Genomic DNA, 18,266 nt, shown 5'->3' with positions numbered 1-18,266 from the left:
CTGGAAGGAACCGGCTCATGCCAGCCGACACGTCGCCGACACAGTCCCCGAGCAAGTACGACCGTCTGATCGCGGCCGCACAGGCCGTGCCGCCGGCCCCAACCATCGTCGTGCATCCCTGCGATGAAAGCTCATTGCGCGGCGCTGTCGATAGTGCACAGGCCGGCATTATCCGGCCGCTCCTGGTCGGACCTGAAAGGAAAATCCGGGATACGGCCGCCAGGCATGGTCTCGACATCGCGGCCTTCGAGCTTGTTGACGCAGCACATAGCGATGAAGGCGCTGCAAAGGCGGTAGAACTGATCCACGCGGGTCGAGGTGAGCTGTTGATGAAAGGCAGCTTGCATACCGACGAATTGATGCGCGCCGTCACCGCGAAGGCCGGGGGCTTGCGTACCGATCGGCGCATCAGCCATGTCTTCGTGATGGACGTGCCGGCCTATGCCGAGACCATCTTCGTAACGGACGCGGCCATCAACATCTTCCCTGATCTGGACGCCAAACGCGACATCATCCAGAACGCAATCGATCTCTACGTGGAAGCTGGATTCGGCAAGTCGCCGCGCGTGGCAATCCTGTCAGCAGTTGAAACCGTGACCTCGAAAATTCCGTCTACGATCGAGGCGGCAGCACTCTGCAAGATGGCGGACCGCGGGCAGATCACCGGAGGGATCCTCGACGGACCGCTGGCTTTCGATAACGCCATCGACGTGGAGGCCGCGCGCATCAAGGGGATCAAGTCCGAGGTCGCCGGTCGCGCGCAGATCCTCGTCGTTCCCGACCTGGAGGCCGGCAACATGCTGGCAAAGAATCTCGCCTATTTCGCCAAGGCGGACGGCGCGGGCATCGTTCTCGGAGCCCGGGTGCCGGTCGTCCTGACATCACGCGCGGATTCGGCGCGCGCGCGGATGGCCTCGTGCGCGGTCGCCGCGCTGTATGCCCATGCCCGGCGCCGGCGTGCTCCAACGATTGCCGCGTGAACGCCATGGACACCATCCTTGTGGTCAATGCCGGCTCCTCCAGCGTCAAGTTCCAGGTCTACTCGATCGAGGGCGACGGAATATTGCGGCGACAGCTGAAAGGGCAGATGGATGGGATCGGCAGCCGCCCGCGTTTGCGCGCGAGTGGCTCCACCGGCGATCCGCTTGCGGATCGCGCCTATCCAATCGAGGCGGTGCCGGATGTTCCGGCCGCGATGGACATTGCCGGTGCCTGGTTGCGGGACGAGCAACGCATTCACCCGATCGCGGTCGGTCATCGCGTCGTCCACGGCGGCCCGGACTTCGATCGGCCGATCCAGCTCGATCATGGTGTCGTGACCCGGCTGGAGCGGTTCATCGCGCTCGCGCCGCTGCATCAGCCGCATAATCTGGCGCCGATTCGGTCGATTCTCGGCAGTTTTCCAGAGCTTCCGCAGGTCGCCTGTTTCGATACGGCTTTTCATCGAACGCATAGCGCGGTCGCCGATCATTACGCGATCCCGCATCAGCTTTATGCCGAGGGCGTGCGCCGCTACGGCTTTCACGGTCTCTCCTACGAATACATTGCGAAGACCTTGCCCAGGGTTGCGCCGAAAACTGCGAATGGGCGGGTGATCGTCGCTCACCTCGGAAGCGGCGCCTCGATGTGCGCTCTCAGCGCGGGACGAAGCGTCGAAAGCACCATGGGATTCACCGCTCTCGACGGGCTTCCGATGGGAACCCGCCCTGGTCAGATCGACCCCGGGGTGGTGCTCTATCTCATTTCCGAGAAGGGGATGTCAGCCTCCAACATCCAGAATTTCCTTTATCGCGATTGCGGCTTGAGGGGGTTATCCGGCGTCAGCAACGATATGCGGGAGTTGGAGAGCAGTGAGGATCCGCGAGCCAGACTTGCGATCGAATATTTCAGCTATCGCATAGGCCTCAATGCCGGCATGCTTGCCGCAGCGCTGCAGGGGCTGGATGCATTCGTCTTTACAGCCGGCATCGGCGAAAACTCCGCAACGATACGCGCGCATGTCGCTGGCCAGCTCTCGTGGCTCGGCGTCACCCTCGAGCCCGCGCAGAACTCGCGCGACGCGCAACTGATCTCGGGCTCCGATAGTCGCATCCCAGTCTATGTGGTGCCGACCGACGAGGAGCTGATGATCGCGCAGCACACTCTGTCAGTGCTGATGAACAGAACATCGACCAATCAAAGACAGGAGCGGGCATCATGATTCCCGTATTTCCGGATACCAAGATTGCCCTGAAGGGGAAAAAAGGCCTCGTCGTGGGCATCGCCAACGACCAGTCGATCGCATGGGGATGCGCCAAGGCCTTTCGCGCCCTGGGCGCCGATCTCGCCGTCACCTATCTGAACGAGCGCGCAAAGAAGCACGTCGAACCTCTCGCGCAGGCACTTGAGGCGTCGATTTTCATGCCACTCGATGTCATGACGGAGGGGCAGACCGAAGAAGTGTTCGCCCGGGTCGAGAGGGACTGGGGCCAGCTCGATTTCCTGCTGCATTCGATCGCCTTCTCACCGAAGGAAGCCTTGCACGGACGTGTGGTGGACGTCGGCCGCGACGGGTTTCTGAAGACGATGGAGGTCTCCTGCTGGTCCTTCATGCGCATGGCTCATCTGGCCGAGCCGCTGATGAAGAACGGCGGCACCATGTTCACCATGACCTACTATGGCAGCCAGATGGTGGTCGAGAACTACAATGTGATGGGCGTGGCCAAGGCTGCGCTCGAGGCCTCGGTGCGCTACATCGCCGCCGAGCTGGGTCCAAAGGGAATCCGCGTGCACGCGATCTCGCCCGGACCGCTGGCCACGCGGGCGGCATCAGGCATTCCCGAGTTTGACGAACTGATGGACAAGGCGCAATCGAAGGCGCCGTCGCGCAGCCTGGTCAGCATCGAAGACGTCGGCAACGCCACTGCATTCTTAGCGCTCGACGGCGCCAAGCTCATTACGGGAAGCGTTCTCTATATTGACGGCGGTTATCACATCATCGATTGATGAGGACGGGAACGCGACTCAGCGATAGTGCAGGGCGATCAACTCGGCGACGCAGGCCGGTCGTTTGCCGCCTTCGATCTCAATGACCAGATGATAGTTCACGCGCAGCCCGTCGGGAGGCACATCCTCCGTCTCAGCAACGCCGACGCGGCCGCGCAGCTTTGAGCCCGCCGGGACCGGCGAAAGATACCTGATCCTGTCGGCGCCGTAGTTCAGGGTGGTTCGGAGGCCTTTCAACCCCATCACCGAGCGGATGAACATCGGTGCCAGCGCCAGGGACAACATGCCATGGGCGATGGTGGTGCCGCCGGGCATTTCTTTCCTCGCGCGCTCCTGGTCGACATGGATCCACTGTTCATCGCAGGTCGCTTCCGCAAACTTGTTGATCCGGTCCTGCGTCACCTCGATCCAGTCGCTGGCGCCGATTTCGGTGCCGACCGCGGATCTTATCTCATTGAAATCGCCGAATATTCGCATGTTCGTCACCTGGTCAGATATTCATTTCCGGCACGTGTTCGGTAACGACGAGGTCAGCCTCCGTCACCGCCATGACCTCGCCGATCGTGACGCCCGGCGCAGTCTCCAGCAACGTCGCCTTACCGTCGGGAAAGCCGATCACCGCCATTTCGGTGACGACGAGATGGACGGGCCGTGCCGAGGTGAGTGGCAACGTGCATTTCGCGACGATCTTCGACTTGCCTTTCGCCGCATGCTGCATGGCGACGATGACTCGCTTGGCGCCGCTCACCAGGTCCATCGCGCCGCCCATGCCGGGCACCATCTTGCCCGGGATCATCCAGTTGGCGAGATGGCCATGGGCATCGACTTGAAGGCCGCCAAGTACTGTGACGTCGACATGGCCGCCGCGGATCAGTCCGAACGACATCGCGCTGTCGAAAGTCGAGGCCCCGGGCAGAGCGCTGATCGGGCGCCCGCCTGCGTCCGTTAGCGTCGGATGCGCCAGGCCTTGCTCGGGGATAGGCCCTGTTCCGATCAGGCCGTTTTCCGACTGGAAGAACACGTTGAGGTCCGTTGGAACGTAGTTCGCGACCAGCGTCGGGATACCGATGCCGAGATTGACGAGGTCGCCGCTCCGAAGCTCCTTCGCGACGCGCCGGGCGATGATGATTTGCGGATCCATGTCGTCACCCGTTTGTAATGAGGTAGTCGACCAGCGGCGCCGGGGTCACGACGTGGTCGGGCGCGATTACGCCGACTGGCACGATGTTCTCCGCCGTGACAATCACGGTGTCGGCGGCCATTGCCATGACTGGATTGAAGTTGCGCGAGGTCAGTGCGTACGCCAAGTTGCCGAGGTAATCGGCAAGGAAGGCGTGCACCAGGGCGAACTGTGCACGCAACGCTGTCTCAAGCAGAAAAGGCTTTCCGTCGACTTCGATCTCGCGCTTGCCCTGCGCAACCAGCGTGCCGACGCCGGTCGGCGTCAAAACTCCACCCAGCCCGCATCCACCCGCACGAATGCGCTCGACAAAGGTTCCTTGGGGTATCAGATCAACGCCGATCTGGTTTGCCAGCATCTGCTGCTGTGCCTTCGCATTGAGACCGATATGCGTTGCGGTCAATCGCGCGACCAGCGCAGCATCGAACAGCTTGCCGACGCCCTTGCCGGGGATCGCCGCATCATTGCAGATCAGCGACAGACCGCCCTTGTTCTGCCGCACCAACTCGTCGAGCAGACGCTCCGGTGTTCCAACACCCATGAATCCGCCGACCATGACACTCGCACCGGCCGGGATCATTGCGACGGCTTCTTCGAGGGAAATGGCCTTCATGAGGGGAACTCCGGTCCGCGCGTGCAGGGCGCTCAATGAATGCTGGAGGGCGGAAGTCGCGCTGCTTTGATCTGCGTCAAGGCTCCGCGTCATTCGCGGACGATTCCCACGCTCGCGAGCGCGTCGTGCCAGAGCTTGCGCAATTCGGTATGTCGGCTTTCCAGGACTGTGCTGACGGTGCCGCGGAAGGGTAACAGGTCGGGACCTTTCAGGAATAGGATTTGCGCCTGCAACAGACGCCCGCTCTCGAACTCGATGCGGCGCAACGCCATCACGAAGGGGTCATTCGGGTTTGCCTCGAGCGGTAGTAACGCCGCTGGCCGGATCCCGGCGTGGACGGCATGCGCGAGCGTGGCGAGGTGGACTGCTTGCCAAAGAGGGCGATCCGCAATGCCTTCGTTCGGCGTCGAGAGCCAGGCGGCCTCCCAGGATATCGCCATATAGCCCAGGGCGAGATCCGGCACCCATGTGGTTGCGCGCATCAGAAGCGAGACGATCTCGCTCTCTCGGTAGAACTGAGCGTTCAATTCTGTCTGCCAGCTGGCTTCGAACTTCGCCGGCAGGGCGAGGGCGAATTGCCGTGCGAGAGCGCCATGGGCCGAGATCAGGAAAGCGGCGACCCGGGTCTGCTGACCGTGCGGCACGCGGCCTTCGGAGTCGAGTGGTCCGAGAAGTCCGCTCATGCCCGGGCCCTCTGGACGGGGATGGCACGCAGATGGTCATAGCCGGCGGGAAATGGAGTGAGCTCACCACCAGGATCCTCGGGCGCAATCCAGACCGCTTTGTTACCTTGCCAGCGTCCGGCCAGCACGTCATCGGCGAAGCGCGCGAGCAGGTCGGCTGTGAGCGCACCCTTCTCTAACGTGAAAGCGTGATAGGCCCCCGGGATGATCACGAGCGCGCTGTTGGGAATTTCGACTCGGAGGGTCTCGTGGAGGGCGCGCGGCGTCAGGAAGTCGAACTCTCCGTTCAGGATCATGGTCGGAACGGCGATCGAGGCGAGTTGCGGCGTCAGCGGCTGGAAGTCCAGGAACGACTCCATCAGGTTTTGCAGCGCGTAGAGGTCATTGACCAGCCAGCCCTGCCGCTTGACCCCGTCGAGCTTGTCCAGCAACGGCTTCAACCATTCATCCGACAGATTCATCGGCAGCAGCAGATCCTGGAGATAGCCCGTTCCACCCAGAATCAAGCCGGTGCGTAGCGCGTTGCCGATCAGAAGAAGTTGAGGCGAAAGCTCGGCAAAGCAACTCATGGGCACCAAGCCCGCGAGGCGCGCCCCATGCTCGATCGCGTAGCGCAGCGCGATCAGGCCGCCGAAGCTGATCCCACTGAGGAAGACCGGAGCGTCACCGAGCATCTCGATCAGGCGATGCAGCGCAAGGACATGGTCGTCCTGATCGATGAAAAGCGTGGGCTTGTCAGAGGCACCCTGGCCGAGCAGATCGAATGTCGCAACGCGAAATCCCCGCGCGATGAGCGCGTCGCGATAAGCGGTCCACAGTTCGGAATATTGAGTTAGTCCATTGACCAGCACGTAGGTCGGCGCCGTCGGAGGACCGTCGAGCTCATACCGGATCCGGTACGAGCCGTGGGTGAGGAAAGGCATCGCGGCGATCCGGCATGTAATTCGATCGGGGAAATTCTCGCGCGAGCAGTGCGAATTCCCTTGCGCTAGATCAAAGGTCGCGCCGCGTCCGCTCCTAGCGTTCGGCAAAATCAAGGCCTACCGGAGGAATTTCGCCATGATCGGGAGACATGTCATGCGGCGATATCTCATCAGCCTGCTGCTGCTGTTGATTGGGACATCGCTCGCGGTCGCGCAGCCCTTCACGCGCCGCTCGTCGCAGATGCAGCATGACGGGATGAAGAAGACCTACGAGATTGCGAATTTCCGACTTGGCGGCAAGTACCATCTAGCCGATCCCTCGAAGTGGGAGAATGGCGGCGAGGGCGGTGTCACCCTGGAATCGCTTGGCGCCGGGAAACTGCACACCGCCTATATCGCGGTCGGTACGCCGCGGCGCAACGCCGCCGGTGAGATCACCAATGCCGTCGTCATCAACTCTTACTATTCCGGCGATGCCACCGACATGTACGAGCAGTGGGTCAAAGGAGCAGCCTTGTCTGGAACCGTGCCCATTATTGGCCCCGGCCGGCCGATCGATACAGATCGTTACTACGTCATCATGGTCGATCCGCTCGGAACCTGGGGCGCCAGCAAACCGTCGGACGGTCTCGGCGTAAAGTTTCCGCAGTACAGCTACTATGACATCGTTCAGGCCAATTACCGGATGCTGCGCGATGGGCTGAAGGTCGCGCGCGTTGCGCTGGTGTCCGGCGTTTCCATGGGCGGCACGCAGACCTATGTCTGGGGCGTGATGCATCCCGAATATATCGGCGCACTGATGCCGATCGGCGGCACGACGCAATCGGATGGCGAAGATCCGGTCGGCAACTGGACATTCCAGATGATGACGGCAGCGATCGAATCCGATCCAGTGTGGCAGGACACCAAGGGTGATTATTACAAGCTGGCCAAAGAGAAGCATCCGATGCCGGGCGTGGCGTTCGGCTGGTCGATCCTCGGCATGACGGGCTATGACTTTGCATTCCGTACGACCCAGAATTGGGGCGCCGTCCAGCCTGAAATATTCTATTGGGACCCCCCGAACGAAAAGGCGGCGTTGAACGTCGTCAACCGTGCCAAGCTTTACGATGCGGTCGACCTGGTCTGGCGCAACCGTGTCGGCGAAACGCATAACATCAACCCCTATCTCGGCCGCATCCAGGCGCGCACGCTGGTGATGCACATCACCAACGACCTGTGGCTGAACTTCAAGCTGGCTCAGAAAGCGGTCGACCGTGTACCCGGTGCGGACCTTATCGCTCAGGAAAGCCCGGTCGCACATTATGGTGTGTTTCCGATCATCAATCAGCGCAAGAACGACCCGAAGTTCGTTGCCTTCATGGATGATGTGGCGAGCCTCGACCGCGCGCAAAAATTCGTTGACAAGAATTATCGCGTGCCCGGCGTCGCCGAGAACATCGACCCCAAAAAGTCGTTCTGGAAAGAGTTCGTGACCTATCCCTATCCCGTCAAGTACGCGAATGCCAAAGATAAGGGCGGAAATTCCTGGCAGATCGGCTACATGGATGAATATGCCGGCACGGACAAGGATCCGAAGGTCCTCGTCGTCATCCATGGCAAGGGCGCTTTCGGTGGTCACTACGGCAACATCATGCAGTATGCGCTGCGCAGCGGCCTGCGCGTGATCGTGCCTGACCTGCCGCACTACGGCATGTCCGGGCCCGGCAATCTCGACAAGAGCCCGGCACGCACGATGCAGGACATGCGCGAGGTCATCTACGACCTCGTCGTCAGCCAGCTCGGCGTTAAGAAGGCGTACTACCTCGGCCATTCCCTGGGCGGGCAGTTCGTGATGGGCTACGCCCTGACTTGGCCGGACGCGGTGCAGGGTCTGGCGCTGGAGGCGCCGTCCGGTCTTGAGGAATATCCACGCGAGATCACCATCTCAAAGGGCAAGAAGGCGCCGCTGTTCGACCGGTCGTTCGATCATGACTTCGACAAGTGGAGGGCGACCTGGGACCAGACCGGGATCCTCGCCGCGGAGAAGGCGCGTGACGAGCAGAACATCCGCGACTTCTTCTACTTCAAGAAGCGCGACCCGGAGAATGGCGCGGTGTCGGCGGCGAAGAGCGGCTATTTCTTCAGTGACAGCGAATATGCCCGCCTTCACACCGAGCAGCGCGTCGGGCTGACGAAGGGCAATCCGAAGGAGCTTGAACAGTGGTGCAACATCTTCATCTACGACATCTATACGATCGGCGCGGAGCTGCAGCAGGATGATCCGAAAAACCTGTACGAGCGGCTCACCCAGATAAAGGCACCGATCTTCCTCGCATTCGGCGACAAGGAGCCGTTCATCCCGACGCCGGCATTCAACGGGCTGACGGACCTCGGGCGCGACGCCATCACGCCGTTCATGACGCGCATGACCAATGCGGGCAATCGGCCGATCCTGAAGATCTATCCGGAGACCGGGCACTTCATCCACACGGACAATCCGGTCGGATACCCGTCTGACGTCGTGGATTTCGTGACGCGGGGAAGCGTCGACACCTCGTCGCCCCTCGGGACCGACCGGATGATCAAGGGGGCGGTGGTCTCGGCCTTGCCGGTGGCTCCGACACCCCCCGGCGCCGCGCCGACCGCTGGCCTGAACAAGTAGGGCCGGTTCATGCCGAGGGTGCAGGCAGGCGAAGTCCAGCTGGGCTGGCGAGAGTGGGGACGAGGCGACGTCGCGGTCGTCTTCATCCATGGCAATCTCGCCAGCAAGGACTGGATCGAGCTCGCTGCCCCGCTGTTTCCTTCTGGTCTTCGCGTCATCGGCATCGACTGGCGCGGCTGCGGCGACAGCGACCGGCCCAAGCCTACGGTTGACTACACCAACTACACGATGCAGCAGCACGCGAAGGACATGCTGGCTGCGCTCGATACCTTGGATATCAACTACTGCCATCTTGCAACGCATTCGACCGGCGGCATCATCGCGGCCCGTATGCTGCTGATGCAACCGCGCCGTTTCGGACGGGTGTTCGCGCTTGATCCGGTCACGCCGCTGGGTATGGCTTTCAATACCGATCAGATCGGACTGTTTCGGGCCATGATGGCGAGCAAGGAGTTGACCCGCTCGGTGATGGCGACCGCGGCCTCATCGCTGTTCGTGCCGGAAAGCATGGCCCCGAATAAGGTCCCGCAATTCCGTCCAGGGGGCGCGGACATCCAGGCGTTGTTCGAGCGGATCATCGAACAAAGCTTCGGCGTCTCCGAAGGCATCTGGATCGGGACTCCCGTCAATCTCACGCGAGAGCGGGAGAGCCGGGAATTGGAAAGCCGCATGCCCGAAATCGGACATTCGCACCTGGTATTGTGGGGCGAACGGGACGGCTGGATCGCTCCCGCCGATCTTCATGCGATGGCGGCGGCAATGCCGGACTGCCGCCTCGTCGTGGTGCCCGGTATAGGCCATTCGATGAATCTCGAAATGCCGGCGCTCTACGCCGGCTATTTTGGTGCGTGGTTTGGGGGACTTGCCGCGTAACAAGGAGGAATGACACCATGGCCGATATCAATCCATCCGCGGCGGGTATCCGAACCATGCTCGCCGATACCGCGAGCCGACGTGGTCGAGAATGACCCAGACCGGGCCTCGACCCCAGGGCTTTGCTTGATCTACGTCAAGGCTACCGATCACCTATCCGGATCGTATGCCCCCGCGGAGTGCCCTTTATTGATCGATTGGCGGCATGCCTTCTGAAGGGAACTAGGACTGATGATCGCCGAACTGACCAAGAACGAACGGCAGTTGGCACTTATTATCCTGCTTGCGTTGTCGGCGTCCGGACTAGCAATGGCGGTGGCTGGGCAAGGCGATCCGCTTGGCATTCATGGCGCCATCGTTCTGGTTGCGGGTATTGCCGGATCGTTCGGTGTGATTTCCGGCTACTACGAGCCAGAACCCGGCGACGACCGGCTGGACAACTATTTCGACGATCCCAGTCGGATGGGCATTATCCTCGCGATGGTTTGGGTCGTGGCGGGACTTTTTGTCGGCGACTGGATCGCGTGGCAGCTCGCCTATCCACATCTGACATTTGGCGCGGCGTGGTCGAGCTTCGGACGGCTTAGGCCGGTGCACACTTCCGGTGTGATCTTCGGATTCGGCGGCAACGCGCTGATTGCAACTTCGTTCTATGTCCTGCAGCGCACGTCCCGTGCGCGGCTACCTGACCAGTTGAGTCCATGGTTCGTGCTGCTGGGCTACAATCTGTTCTGCGTCATCGCCGCGACCGGCTATCTCATGGGCGTCACGCAGTCGAAGGAATATGCCGAGCCGGAATGGTACGCGGACACCTGGCTAGTGATCGTCTGGGTGACCTATTTCATCGTCTACCTTCGCACGGTGGCTCGCCGCAAGGAGCCGCATATCTACGTGTCGAACTGGTACTATATGGCGTTTATTCTCGTGGTGGCGATCCTGCACATCGTCAACAATCTGGCGATCCCGGTGTCGCTCGGTCAAGCCAAGAGCTACTCGGCATTCTCAGGCGTGCAGGATGCGATGACACAGTGGTGGTATGGGCATAACGCCGTCGCGTTTTTCCTGACCGCCGGTTTCCTCGGCATGATGTATTATTATCTGCCCGTCCGAGCCGGGCGCCCGATCTTCTCCTATCGGCTGTCCATCATCAGTTTCTGGGGCATCACCTTCATGTACATGTGGGCGGGCTCGCACCACCTGCACTACACGGCGTTGCCGCAATGGGTGCAGACGCTCGGCATGACGTTCTCGGTAATGTTGCTGGTGCCATCGTGGGCGTCCGCCGGGAACGCCCTGCTCACATTGAACGGCGCCTGGCACAAGGTTCGCGACGACGCGACCCTGCGCTTCATGATGGTCGCGGCGGTATTTTACGGCATCGTGACGTTTGAGGGCTCATTCATGGCGATCCGCTCCGTGAATTCCCTGTCGCATTATACCGACTGGACCGTCGGTCACGTGCATGTCGGCGCGCTCGGGTGGGTTGCGATGATCACATTCGGCGCAATCTATGCATCCGTGCCGTGGCTCTGGAAGCGCGAGCGGATGTATTCCGGCAGACTGGTGGAAGTGCACTTCTGGCTCGCACTTGCCGGAACGGTCATCTACGTTTTTGCGATGTGGAATTCCGGCATCATCCAGGGGCTGATGTGGCGGACATACAATGAAAGCGGAACGCTTGCCTATTCCTTTGTGGAAAGCGTGATCGCGATGCATCCCTATTATATTGCTCGCGCCATGGGCGGCCTGTTGTTTCTGATCGGCGCGTTGGTCGCCTGCTACAACATCTGGATGACCATACGGACGGCGAATCAGCCGGCCGACCAAAGGATTGCCGAACGTCCCGTTCCAGCGCTCGCAGGCGTTACGGCGCCTCAACCGGCGGAGTGACGGGCATGTTCAATCTGCATTACCGGCTCGAGCGCAAGACCATCGGCTTTGTACTTGCCATCATTGGTGTGGCCAGCATCGGCGGTGCGGTCGAGATTCTTCCGCTGTTCACGATCCATCAGACCGTCGAGGACGCGCCGGGCATGCGGGTCTACACCCCGCTCGAAATCGCGGGCCGCAACATCTATATCCGCGAAGGTTGCTATGCCTGCCACTCGCAGATGATCCGGACGCTGCGGGATGAGGTCGAACGTTACGGTCCGTATTCGCTTGCCGTCGAATCCAAATACGATCACCCGATGCTCTGGGGATCGAAGCGAACCGGCCCGGACCTGGCGCGCATGGGCAACAAGTATTCGGACGAATGGCACGTCAGGCATCTCAACAATCCGCGCGAGGTGGTCCCGCAATCGGTGATGCCGCATTATTCATGGCTTGGGCGGACCGAACTGCGGAGGGATGACCTCGGCCGGCATTTGGCGGCGCTGCGCAAGGTTGGCGTGCCCTATACCGACGACATGATCGCCAATGCCAGTTCCGATACCTACGGACAGGCGGCGCCCGATACGCTTTTCGCAGAAGGGGTCACCAAGCGATATGGTGAGGCTACAAACGTGCGTGCGTTTGACGGCAAACCGGGCGTACTCACCGAACTCGATGCCCTGGTCGCCTATCTGCAGATCCTCGGCAAGTTGACTGATGCCGCGCACAAGCCGGTCGCGGCGGCTGGAGGGTGACCATGGACAATGATTTTGTGGTTTGGTTCTCCAAGTCATTCGGACTGTTCTATCTGATCGCTCTCTCGATCATCATCGTCGTCTACGCTTACTGGCCGTCCAACAGGAAAGAGTTCGACGAGGCCGCCCGATCGATCCTCGGCGACGAGGACAAGCCGCACAGGAATCAGCCATGGCGGTAGAGGAACGCGATCCCCATACCGGCTATATGACCACCGGTCATGACTGGAACGGCATCAAGGAATTGAACACGCCGGTGCCTCGGCCGGTCTATTTCTTCCTGATCGTGACGGCCTTGTTCTCTGTGGTTTACTGGGTTCTGATGCCTGCGTGGCCGCTCGGCGTGACCTACACCAAGGGTCTGCTCGGCATCGACCAGCGCAACGTCGTTGCTGACAGTCTGAAGCAGGCCGCTCTCGAACGCGGCGTCTGGACCAAACGCATCGAGGCCGGAGGTTTCAAGGAGATCCAGGCCGATCCCAAATTGATGGAGGTGGTGCGGCAAACCGGCCGGACCCTGTTCGGCGACAACTGTGCGGCGTGTCATGGATTGAACGCGCAGGGTGGCCACGGCTTCCCGAACCTGACGACAGCGTCGTGGCTTTGGGGCGGTGATCCCGAAAGCATCGCGGAAACCATCCGGGTCGGCATCAATTCCGCGCATCTGCAGACCAGGAGCTCGCAGATGATGGCGTTCGGGCGCGATCAACTACTGAAGAAGGACGAAGTCGATAACGTCGTGATTTACGTGCGCAGCCTTTCCGATCCTGCAGTCGCAAAGCAAGCGCCTGCTGCGAGAATGGACGCGGGCAAGGCCGTGTTCGCAGCCAATTGCGTCGCCTGCCACGGTGACGACGCCAAGGGCAAAGCCGATCTCGGCGCGCCCGATTTGACAGATCGGTTCTGGATCTACGGCGGGGATGCCGAGTCGATCGCCAACACGGTGTGGGGCGGCCGGCAAGGCCAGATGCCAAGCTGGGAAGGGAGACTTCCGCCGCTCGACCGCAAGATACTTGCGGTCTATCTGTTCGATCTCCGTCCGGGGGAACGATGAGCGACACCGGAGCGGCGATTGTGCAATTCAGGACAGAGGCCGTTGTTTGGGCCGCGATCTGTGCCGGACTGTTGCTGTTACTGATCGCCAATGCGCACCTCGTCTATACGGCTGTGACGTCGCAACCGGATTGCGTGGCGCATATTCGCCCGGGCGAGGGGGCTTCGCAGGTCGGACTATTCAGCGCGGCGAGATCGTCATGCACGCCGCGGTGAGATTGCAGGGAGACCGACAATGACGTCGATACCGGCCGTTGTTCCGCCTCTGCCACGGGCGTATTCCTGGAAGCGGAACGTTCCTCGCGCCGCCGCCTACGATTGGCTTTCGGCGGGCTGGCGCGATTTCACCATCCAGCCCACGGCCAGCATCAGTTATGGCGTGCTGGTGTTTCTGGTGTCGGTTGTCACCATCGTCGGCCTGTTTGCCCTCCACCTCGACTATATCCTGTTTCCCGCGTTCGCCGGATTCATGGTGGCCGGGCCAATCATTGGAATCGGGCTTTACGAAAAGAGCCGGCGCATCGAGGAAGGCAAGCCCGTCAACCTGTGGAACATGATCTTCGTCAAGCCGGAATCAGGCGGCCAGATTGTGTTCGCCGGCGTGCTCCTTCTTGGGCTGACACTGCTGTGGATGCGCGCGGCGGTCATCCTGTATGCGCTGTTTTTCGGGCTGCAGCCGTTTCCCGGCCTCGACCGCATCGTGCCCACGCTGTTCACGACGCAGATCGGCTGGGCGATGCTGCTGGTCGGCGGCGCGGTCGGCGGCCTGTTTGCGGCTTTCGCATTCGCCGTTTCAGCCTTTTCCATCCCGATGCTGCTGAGCGAGCGCACGGATGCGCTGACCGCCATGGGCACCAGCATGGCGCTGGTGTGGAACAATCTTCCGGTCTTGCTGACCTGGGCGGCGATCATGCTCGTGCTGATTTTTGCCGGCATGATCACGGGCCTTCTCGGAATGATCGTGGTTTTTCCGGTGCTGGGACACGGAAGCTGGCACGCATATCGAGCCATGCTGTCCTGAGCTTGAACACGTGGCGTTTGGAGTCCTCCAGTGGGATGTTGCGGTTCGGGAGCTGAGCTGGCGTTGCTGCTGCCGGATGCCCGCGCAGCCGGCGAGGAAGTTCTGCTGGCAAGCCGCATCGTAGCCGACGGCGTCCGACAGACCGATCTTTCGGTTCCCACGATACACTGTGGCGCGTGCATGCGAGCGGTCGAGGCGGCTCTCACGAAGCTTTCCGGCGTGCAGAGCGCGCGCGTCAATCTTTCGACCAAATGCGCAACCGTCCGCTGGCGTTCCGACAGCGTCCCGCCGCCCTTCATCGAAACGCTCAAGCGGGCCGGCTTCGAGGCCCATTTGTTCGACATCGAGTCGGACACGAAGGACGGCGCGATGTCGGAACTGATACGTGCCCTTGCCGTCGCGGGCTTCGCCGCGAGCAATATCATGCTGCTATCGGTGTCGATCTGGTCGGGCGCCGGAGCTGAGACCCGCGACCTGTTTCACTGGCTGTCTGCTTTCATAACGCTGCCTGCGCTGGCCTATTCCGGCCGGATGTTCTTCCGTTCGGCATGGCACGCCCTGAAGCATGGGCGTACCAACATGGACGTGCCGATTTCGCTCGGCGTGCTGCTGGCCTTCGGTATGAGCCTCTATGAGACGGTGCAACATGGCCCGCATGCCTATTTCGACGCGGCGATTTCGTTGCTGTTCTTTCTGTTGATCGGGCGAACGCTTGACCACATCATGCGCGAACGCGCCCGGCAGGCGGTCAAAGGCCTGGCGCGGCTCGCAGCGCGTGGCGCGCTCGTGGTGCAGGCCGATGGCATCCAGGTCTATCTTCCGGTGAGCGATATTCGGATTGGGGCGACCCTCATGCTGGCGGCCGGCGAACGCGTGCCGGTGGATGCCACCGTGATCAAGGGAGTTTCGGAACTGGATGTCTCGCTGGTGTCCGGAGAGCACGCGCCGCTCCCGGCGATGATTGGCTCGGTGCTGCGGGCAGGTACGTTGAATCTGACCGGACCCCTGACCATCATCGCAACGGCCACGGCGGAGAATTCCTTCCTCGGCGAGATGCTGCGTATGATGGAAGCGGCCGAACAAGGCCGCTCGACCTATCGGCGTATCTCGGACCGCGCTGCCAGCCTTTACGCACCGGTGGTCCATCTCACGGCGCTTCTGACATTTGCCGGATGGCTCGCCGCCACTGGCGACATGCATCGGGCGTTGACCATCGCGATCGCGGTTCTCATCATCACCTGTCCTTGCGCGCTCGGCCTTGCTGTGCCGATGGTGCAGGTGGTCGCGGCTCGGCGGCTGTTCGAGAGCGGCATCATGGTGAAGGACGGCGGCGCGCTCGAGCGTCTTGCCGAAATCGACACGATCGTGTTCGACAAGACCGGTACGCTGACATTGGGCGTTCCACGCTTGGTCGTATCCGGCGAAGTGGATCATGGGTTGATCGCTATCGCCGCCGGCCTGTCTTGCCATTCCCGCCACCCTTATTCGCGGGCCCTGGTCGATGCCGCCGCCGGTCGTCCCGCATGTCAGGTCGAGTTCGACGACATCTCCGAGTATCCGGGATGCGGACTTGAGGCGCACGCGGGAGCGGTTACCTATCGGCTCGGGCGGCCGGAATGGGCGGTTGCCAACGCAACCCACGAGCGGACGTCGGGGAATGAATCGGTCGTGCTGGCACGGAATGGCAGCCGTCTGGCGGATTTTCGTTTTGAGGACCGATTGCGGGGGGACGCGGCCACAGCGGTCGCCGAACTGAAGGATATCGGCCTTCCGATCGAAATTGTTTCCGGTGATCGCGAGGTATCGGTCGGGTCGATCGCCGCCGAACTTGGCGTGCCCCACTTGGCGGCTGTATTGCCCGGCGGAAAGGCCGCGCATATCGCCGCACTTGAGGCCTGCGGCCGAAAGGTCCTGATGATCGGTGACGGATTGAATGATGCACCGGCGCTGGCGGCGGCGCATGCATCGATGGCGCCAGCTTCGGCGGCAGATATCGGACGTAATGCCGCCGATCTGGTATTCCTGCGCGAAAGCCTGACAGCGGTGCCTCTGGCGATCTCGGTCGCGCGAAGCGCCGGCCGGTTAATCCGGCAGAACTTTGCCATGGCCGCCGCGTACAACCTTTTGGCGGTGCCGTTCGCCGTTTCGGGACATGTGACGCCCCTCGCGGCCGCCGTAGCGATGTCGGCATCGTCCATTTTCGTCGTCGCCAACGCGTTTCGGTTGAAAGGCCGGCAAAGCTTGGCGCCGCGTCCCGCAGAGTCACCTCCGGCCGCCGCCGTTTTGGAGGCCGCCGAATGATGGACTACTTTTACCTAATACCAATCGCGATCGGGCTCGGGCTCACGGCCCTCGCAGCCTTCATGTGGTCGCTCCGGAGCGGCCAGTATGACGATCTTGACGGCGCCGCCGAGCGAATCCTGCATGAGGAGAGCGATGCTCCAATCCGAGGAATACCGCCTGTGCTGTAGTCGGCCCATACCGAAATGCATGAAGCGTACTAGCGGAACTTCCGCTTTCCGGCCCATAGCTCGCCTTGATGCCGCGCTGCTAAATGTCGGCTGATAGGGACAGATCGGAAATTTGCGGATGAGAATTGGCGCTTTTGACCCGAATGTATGGTCCGGCCGCGCGTTGCAAGAGGTTTCGTCAACCTGGCAGATGCGGTCTTGCATCAATGTACCCGGCCTCTGATTGGAGCGTGTTGTGCTCCGGGCCATCATGGATATCAACGCGCATTCGAGCTAATTAGCGGACAGGCCTCGAACGGGCCATTCGGGTCACCAGTGTTCGCATGCGCCGGGAAGACCGATCCGCCATCGTTGTCTCATTCCTCTCGCAGACCTCGGCGGGTAAGGGATGTTGGTTAGGTCATCGATCGCACCTCACCTCGTGCTGTTCCTTAGTTCGTGCCTGGCGGTCGTTCCTTTGTCGCGGGGTGCGCGCGCAGACGCGCCGCGCGCAAGGGCCGTCAAGGCCGGCCGTCGTGCTGCTGACGTCCTGCTCTACCGCGGTCAGGCCGCGCCTTGATGGCCCCGAGCACGGTGCGAGGATCAGGCAGCTCGGGACGCCGTCTCCTCCGTGTTGACGCACTCGAAGGAGCGTCCCTTGTTGAGAACCGCCCAGGCGATCCGGGCGAGCTTGTTGGCGAGCGCAATCGCCAGCACGTTGTGGTGCAATCGTTTCTTGGCGGCTTCGATCCAAGATTTGAGGCCATAGCGCTCCCAACCCTTGACCTTGACCAGCACAACCCACGCGGCCTGCACAAACAGCGCGCGCAGGTAGTGATTGCCGCGCCTTGATATCTTGCCGAGGATCGTGCGGTCGCCGGTCGATATCTGCTTCGGCACCAGTCCAAGCCAGGCGCCGAAGTCGCGGCCTTTCGAGAACACGTCTCCAGTGCCGATCGCGGCCACCATTGCACTGGAGATAAGCGGGCCAATGCCGGGCACCGTCATCAGTCGCTCGCAGGCCTTATCTTGACGGGCCAGCGTTTCGATCTCGCTAGACAGCCCCTCGATACGCGCATCCAGCCGGCGCCAGTCGCCCGGCAGATCGTCGATGATGCGTAACATGCGAGGCGAGAGCACATCGGTGCGCGTCGCGAGGATATCCGACGTTCCGCCGTCCTCATGAAGGATGGCTTCCCTCGTGTGCGAGGACC

Annotated in this window: 17 protein-coding genes and 1 pseudogene; 12 read left to right on the top strand and 6 right to left on the bottom strand. The window is 61.6% G+C overall.

The genetic code is table 11. From position 1 onward, the window contains the following. Positions 1-17: 17 nt before the first annotated feature. Genes QSV46_RS20855 through fabI form a run of 3 tightly spaced genes read left to right on the top strand, consistent with a single transcriptional unit; the run spans position 18 to position 2,985 of the window. Positions 18-980 (top strand): phosphate acetyltransferase, encoded by a 963-nt coding sequence (locus QSV46_RS20855; protein WP_314955649.1) that lies wholly within the window; start codon positions 18-20, stop codon positions 978-980. Positions 981-985: 5 nt separating this feature from the next. Beyond that, a complete protein-coding gene (locus tag QSV46_RS20850) occupies positions 986-2,200 on the top strand; it encodes an acetate/propionate family kinase (protein ID WP_314955646.1) in 1,215 nt (404 codons plus the stop codon). Then, entirely contained in the window at positions 2,197-2,985 is a 789-nt protein-coding gene (gene fabI / locus QSV46_RS20845) for an enoyl-ACP reductase FabI (protein ID WP_314955643.1), read from the top strand. The genes QSV46_RS20850 and fabI overlap by 4 nt, the downstream gene beginning before the upstream one ends. A gap of 18 nt (positions 2,986-3,003) precedes the next feature. Here the strand turns inward: fabI and QSV46_RS20840 are convergent, their stop codons facing one another. The 5 genes from QSV46_RS20840 to QSV46_RS20820 all read right to left on the bottom strand — a co-directional run bounded on the left by QSV46_RS20840 (position 3,004) and on the right by QSV46_RS20820 (position 6,384). After that, positions 3,004-3,462 carry a MaoC family dehydratase gene (locus QSV46_RS20840; RefSeq protein ID WP_314955640.1) on the bottom strand — a complete coding sequence of 153 codons (459 nt, stop codon included), beginning with the start codon at positions 3,460-3,462 and terminating at the stop codon, positions 3,004-3,006. 13 nt (positions 3,463-3,475) lie between these two features. Then, entirely contained in the window at positions 3,476-4,126 is a 651-nt protein-coding gene (locus tag QSV46_RS20835; protein ID WP_314955638.1) for a 3-oxoacid CoA-transferase subunit B, read from the bottom strand. A gap of 4 nt (positions 4,127-4,130) precedes the next feature. Then, positions 4,131-4,778 (bottom strand): CoA transferase subunit A, encoded by a 648-nt coding sequence (locus QSV46_RS20830; RefSeq protein WP_314955636.1) that lies wholly within the window; start codon positions 4,776-4,778, stop codon positions 4,131-4,133. 89 nt (positions 4,779-4,867) lie between these two features. Then, the gene (locus tag QSV46_RS20825) at positions 4,868-5,461 is read right to left on the bottom strand and encodes a hypothetical protein (RefSeq protein WP_314955634.1); all 594 of its coding nucleotides are present in this window, start codon (positions 5,459-5,461) and stop codon (positions 4,868-4,870) included. Further along, positions 5,458-6,384, bottom strand: coding sequence for an alpha/beta hydrolase (locus QSV46_RS20820; RefSeq protein WP_314955631.1), 927 nt, complete (start codon positions 6,382-6,384; stop codon positions 5,458-5,460). Before QSV46_RS20820 ends, QSV46_RS20825 begins: the two co-directional genes overlap by 4 nt. A gap of 136 nt (positions 6,385-6,520) precedes the next feature. Here QSV46_RS20820 and QSV46_RS20815 point away from each other — a divergent pair, with 136 nt between their 5' ends. The 9 genes from QSV46_RS20815 to ccoS all read left to right on the top strand — a co-directional run bounded on the left by QSV46_RS20815 (position 6,521) and on the right by ccoS (position 17,073). Next, positions 6,521-9,028 carry an alpha/beta hydrolase gene (locus QSV46_RS20815; protein WP_314955628.1) on the top strand — a complete coding sequence of 836 codons (2,508 nt, stop codon included), beginning with the start codon at positions 6,521-6,523 and terminating at the stop codon, positions 9,026-9,028. 9 nt (positions 9,029-9,037) lie between these two features. Beyond that, complete coding sequence (locus QSV46_RS20810; RefSeq protein WP_314955626.1) at positions 9,038-9,901, top strand: alpha/beta hydrolase; 864 nt, start codon at positions 9,038-9,040, stop codon at positions 9,899-9,901. Positions 9,902-10,132: 231 nt separating this feature from the next. Next, positions 10,133-11,791, top strand: a complete 1,659-nt coding sequence (gene ccoN, locus QSV46_RS20805) for a cytochrome-c oxidase, cbb3-type subunit I (protein WP_314955623.1) — start codon at positions 10,133-10,135, stop codon at positions 11,789-11,791. Positions 11,792-11,796: 5 nt separating this feature from the next. Continuing rightward, the gene (gene ccoO / locus QSV46_RS20800) at positions 11,797-12,528 is read left to right on the top strand and encodes a cytochrome-c oxidase, cbb3-type subunit II (RefSeq protein ID WP_314955620.1); all 732 of its coding nucleotides are present in this window, start codon (positions 11,797-11,799) and stop codon (positions 12,526-12,528) included. A gap of 2 nt (positions 12,529-12,530) precedes the next feature. Beyond that, a complete protein-coding gene (locus QSV46_RS20795) occupies positions 12,531-12,710 on the top strand; it encodes a cbb3-type cytochrome oxidase subunit 3 (RefSeq protein ID WP_409997188.1) in 180 nt (59 codons plus the stop codon). Further along, positions 12,701-13,582, top strand: a complete 882-nt coding sequence (gene ccoP, locus QSV46_RS20790; RefSeq protein WP_314955614.1) for a cytochrome-c oxidase, cbb3-type subunit III — start codon at positions 12,701-12,703, stop codon at positions 13,580-13,582. The genes QSV46_RS20795 and ccoP overlap by 10 nt, the downstream gene beginning before the upstream one ends. A gap of 234 nt (positions 13,583-13,816) precedes the next feature. After that, positions 13,817-14,602 carry a DUF2189 domain-containing protein gene (locus QSV46_RS20785; RefSeq protein ID WP_314955611.1) on the top strand — a complete coding sequence of 262 codons (786 nt, stop codon included), beginning with the start codon at positions 13,817-13,819 and terminating at the stop codon, positions 14,600-14,602. Positions 14,603-14,632: 30 nt separating this feature from the next. Continuing rightward, positions 14,633-16,903 carry a heavy metal translocating P-type ATPase gene (locus tag QSV46_RS20780; protein ID WP_409997187.1) on the top strand — a complete coding sequence of 757 codons (2,271 nt, stop codon included), beginning with the start codon at positions 14,633-14,635 and terminating at the stop codon, positions 16,901-16,903. After that, positions 16,900-17,073: a cbb3-type cytochrome oxidase assembly protein CcoS gene (gene ccoS / locus QSV46_RS20775; protein ID WP_314955606.1), complete on the top strand. Its 174-nt coding sequence runs from the start codon at positions 16,900-16,902 to the stop codon at positions 17,071-17,073. The genes QSV46_RS20780 and ccoS overlap by 4 nt, the downstream gene beginning before the upstream one ends. 582 nt (positions 17,074-17,655) lie before the next feature. Here ccoS and QSV46_RS20770 read toward each other — a convergent pair. Further along, a pseudogene (locus tag QSV46_RS20770) lies at positions 17,656-18,213 on the bottom strand (IS110 family transposase); the annotation flags it as partial. Between the last annotated feature and the right edge of the window lie 53 nt (positions 18,214-18,266).

The sequence above is a fragment of the Bradyrhizobium cosmicum genome (genome assembly GCF_032290525.1).
In the GTDB taxonomy this organism is placed as follows: Bacteria; Pseudomonadota; Alphaproteobacteria; order Rhizobiales; family Xanthobacteraceae; genus Bradyrhizobium; species Bradyrhizobium cosmicum_A.
Note: the sequence above shows the minus strand (reverse complement) of the source record. Positions and strands in the feature narration are given on the sequence as shown.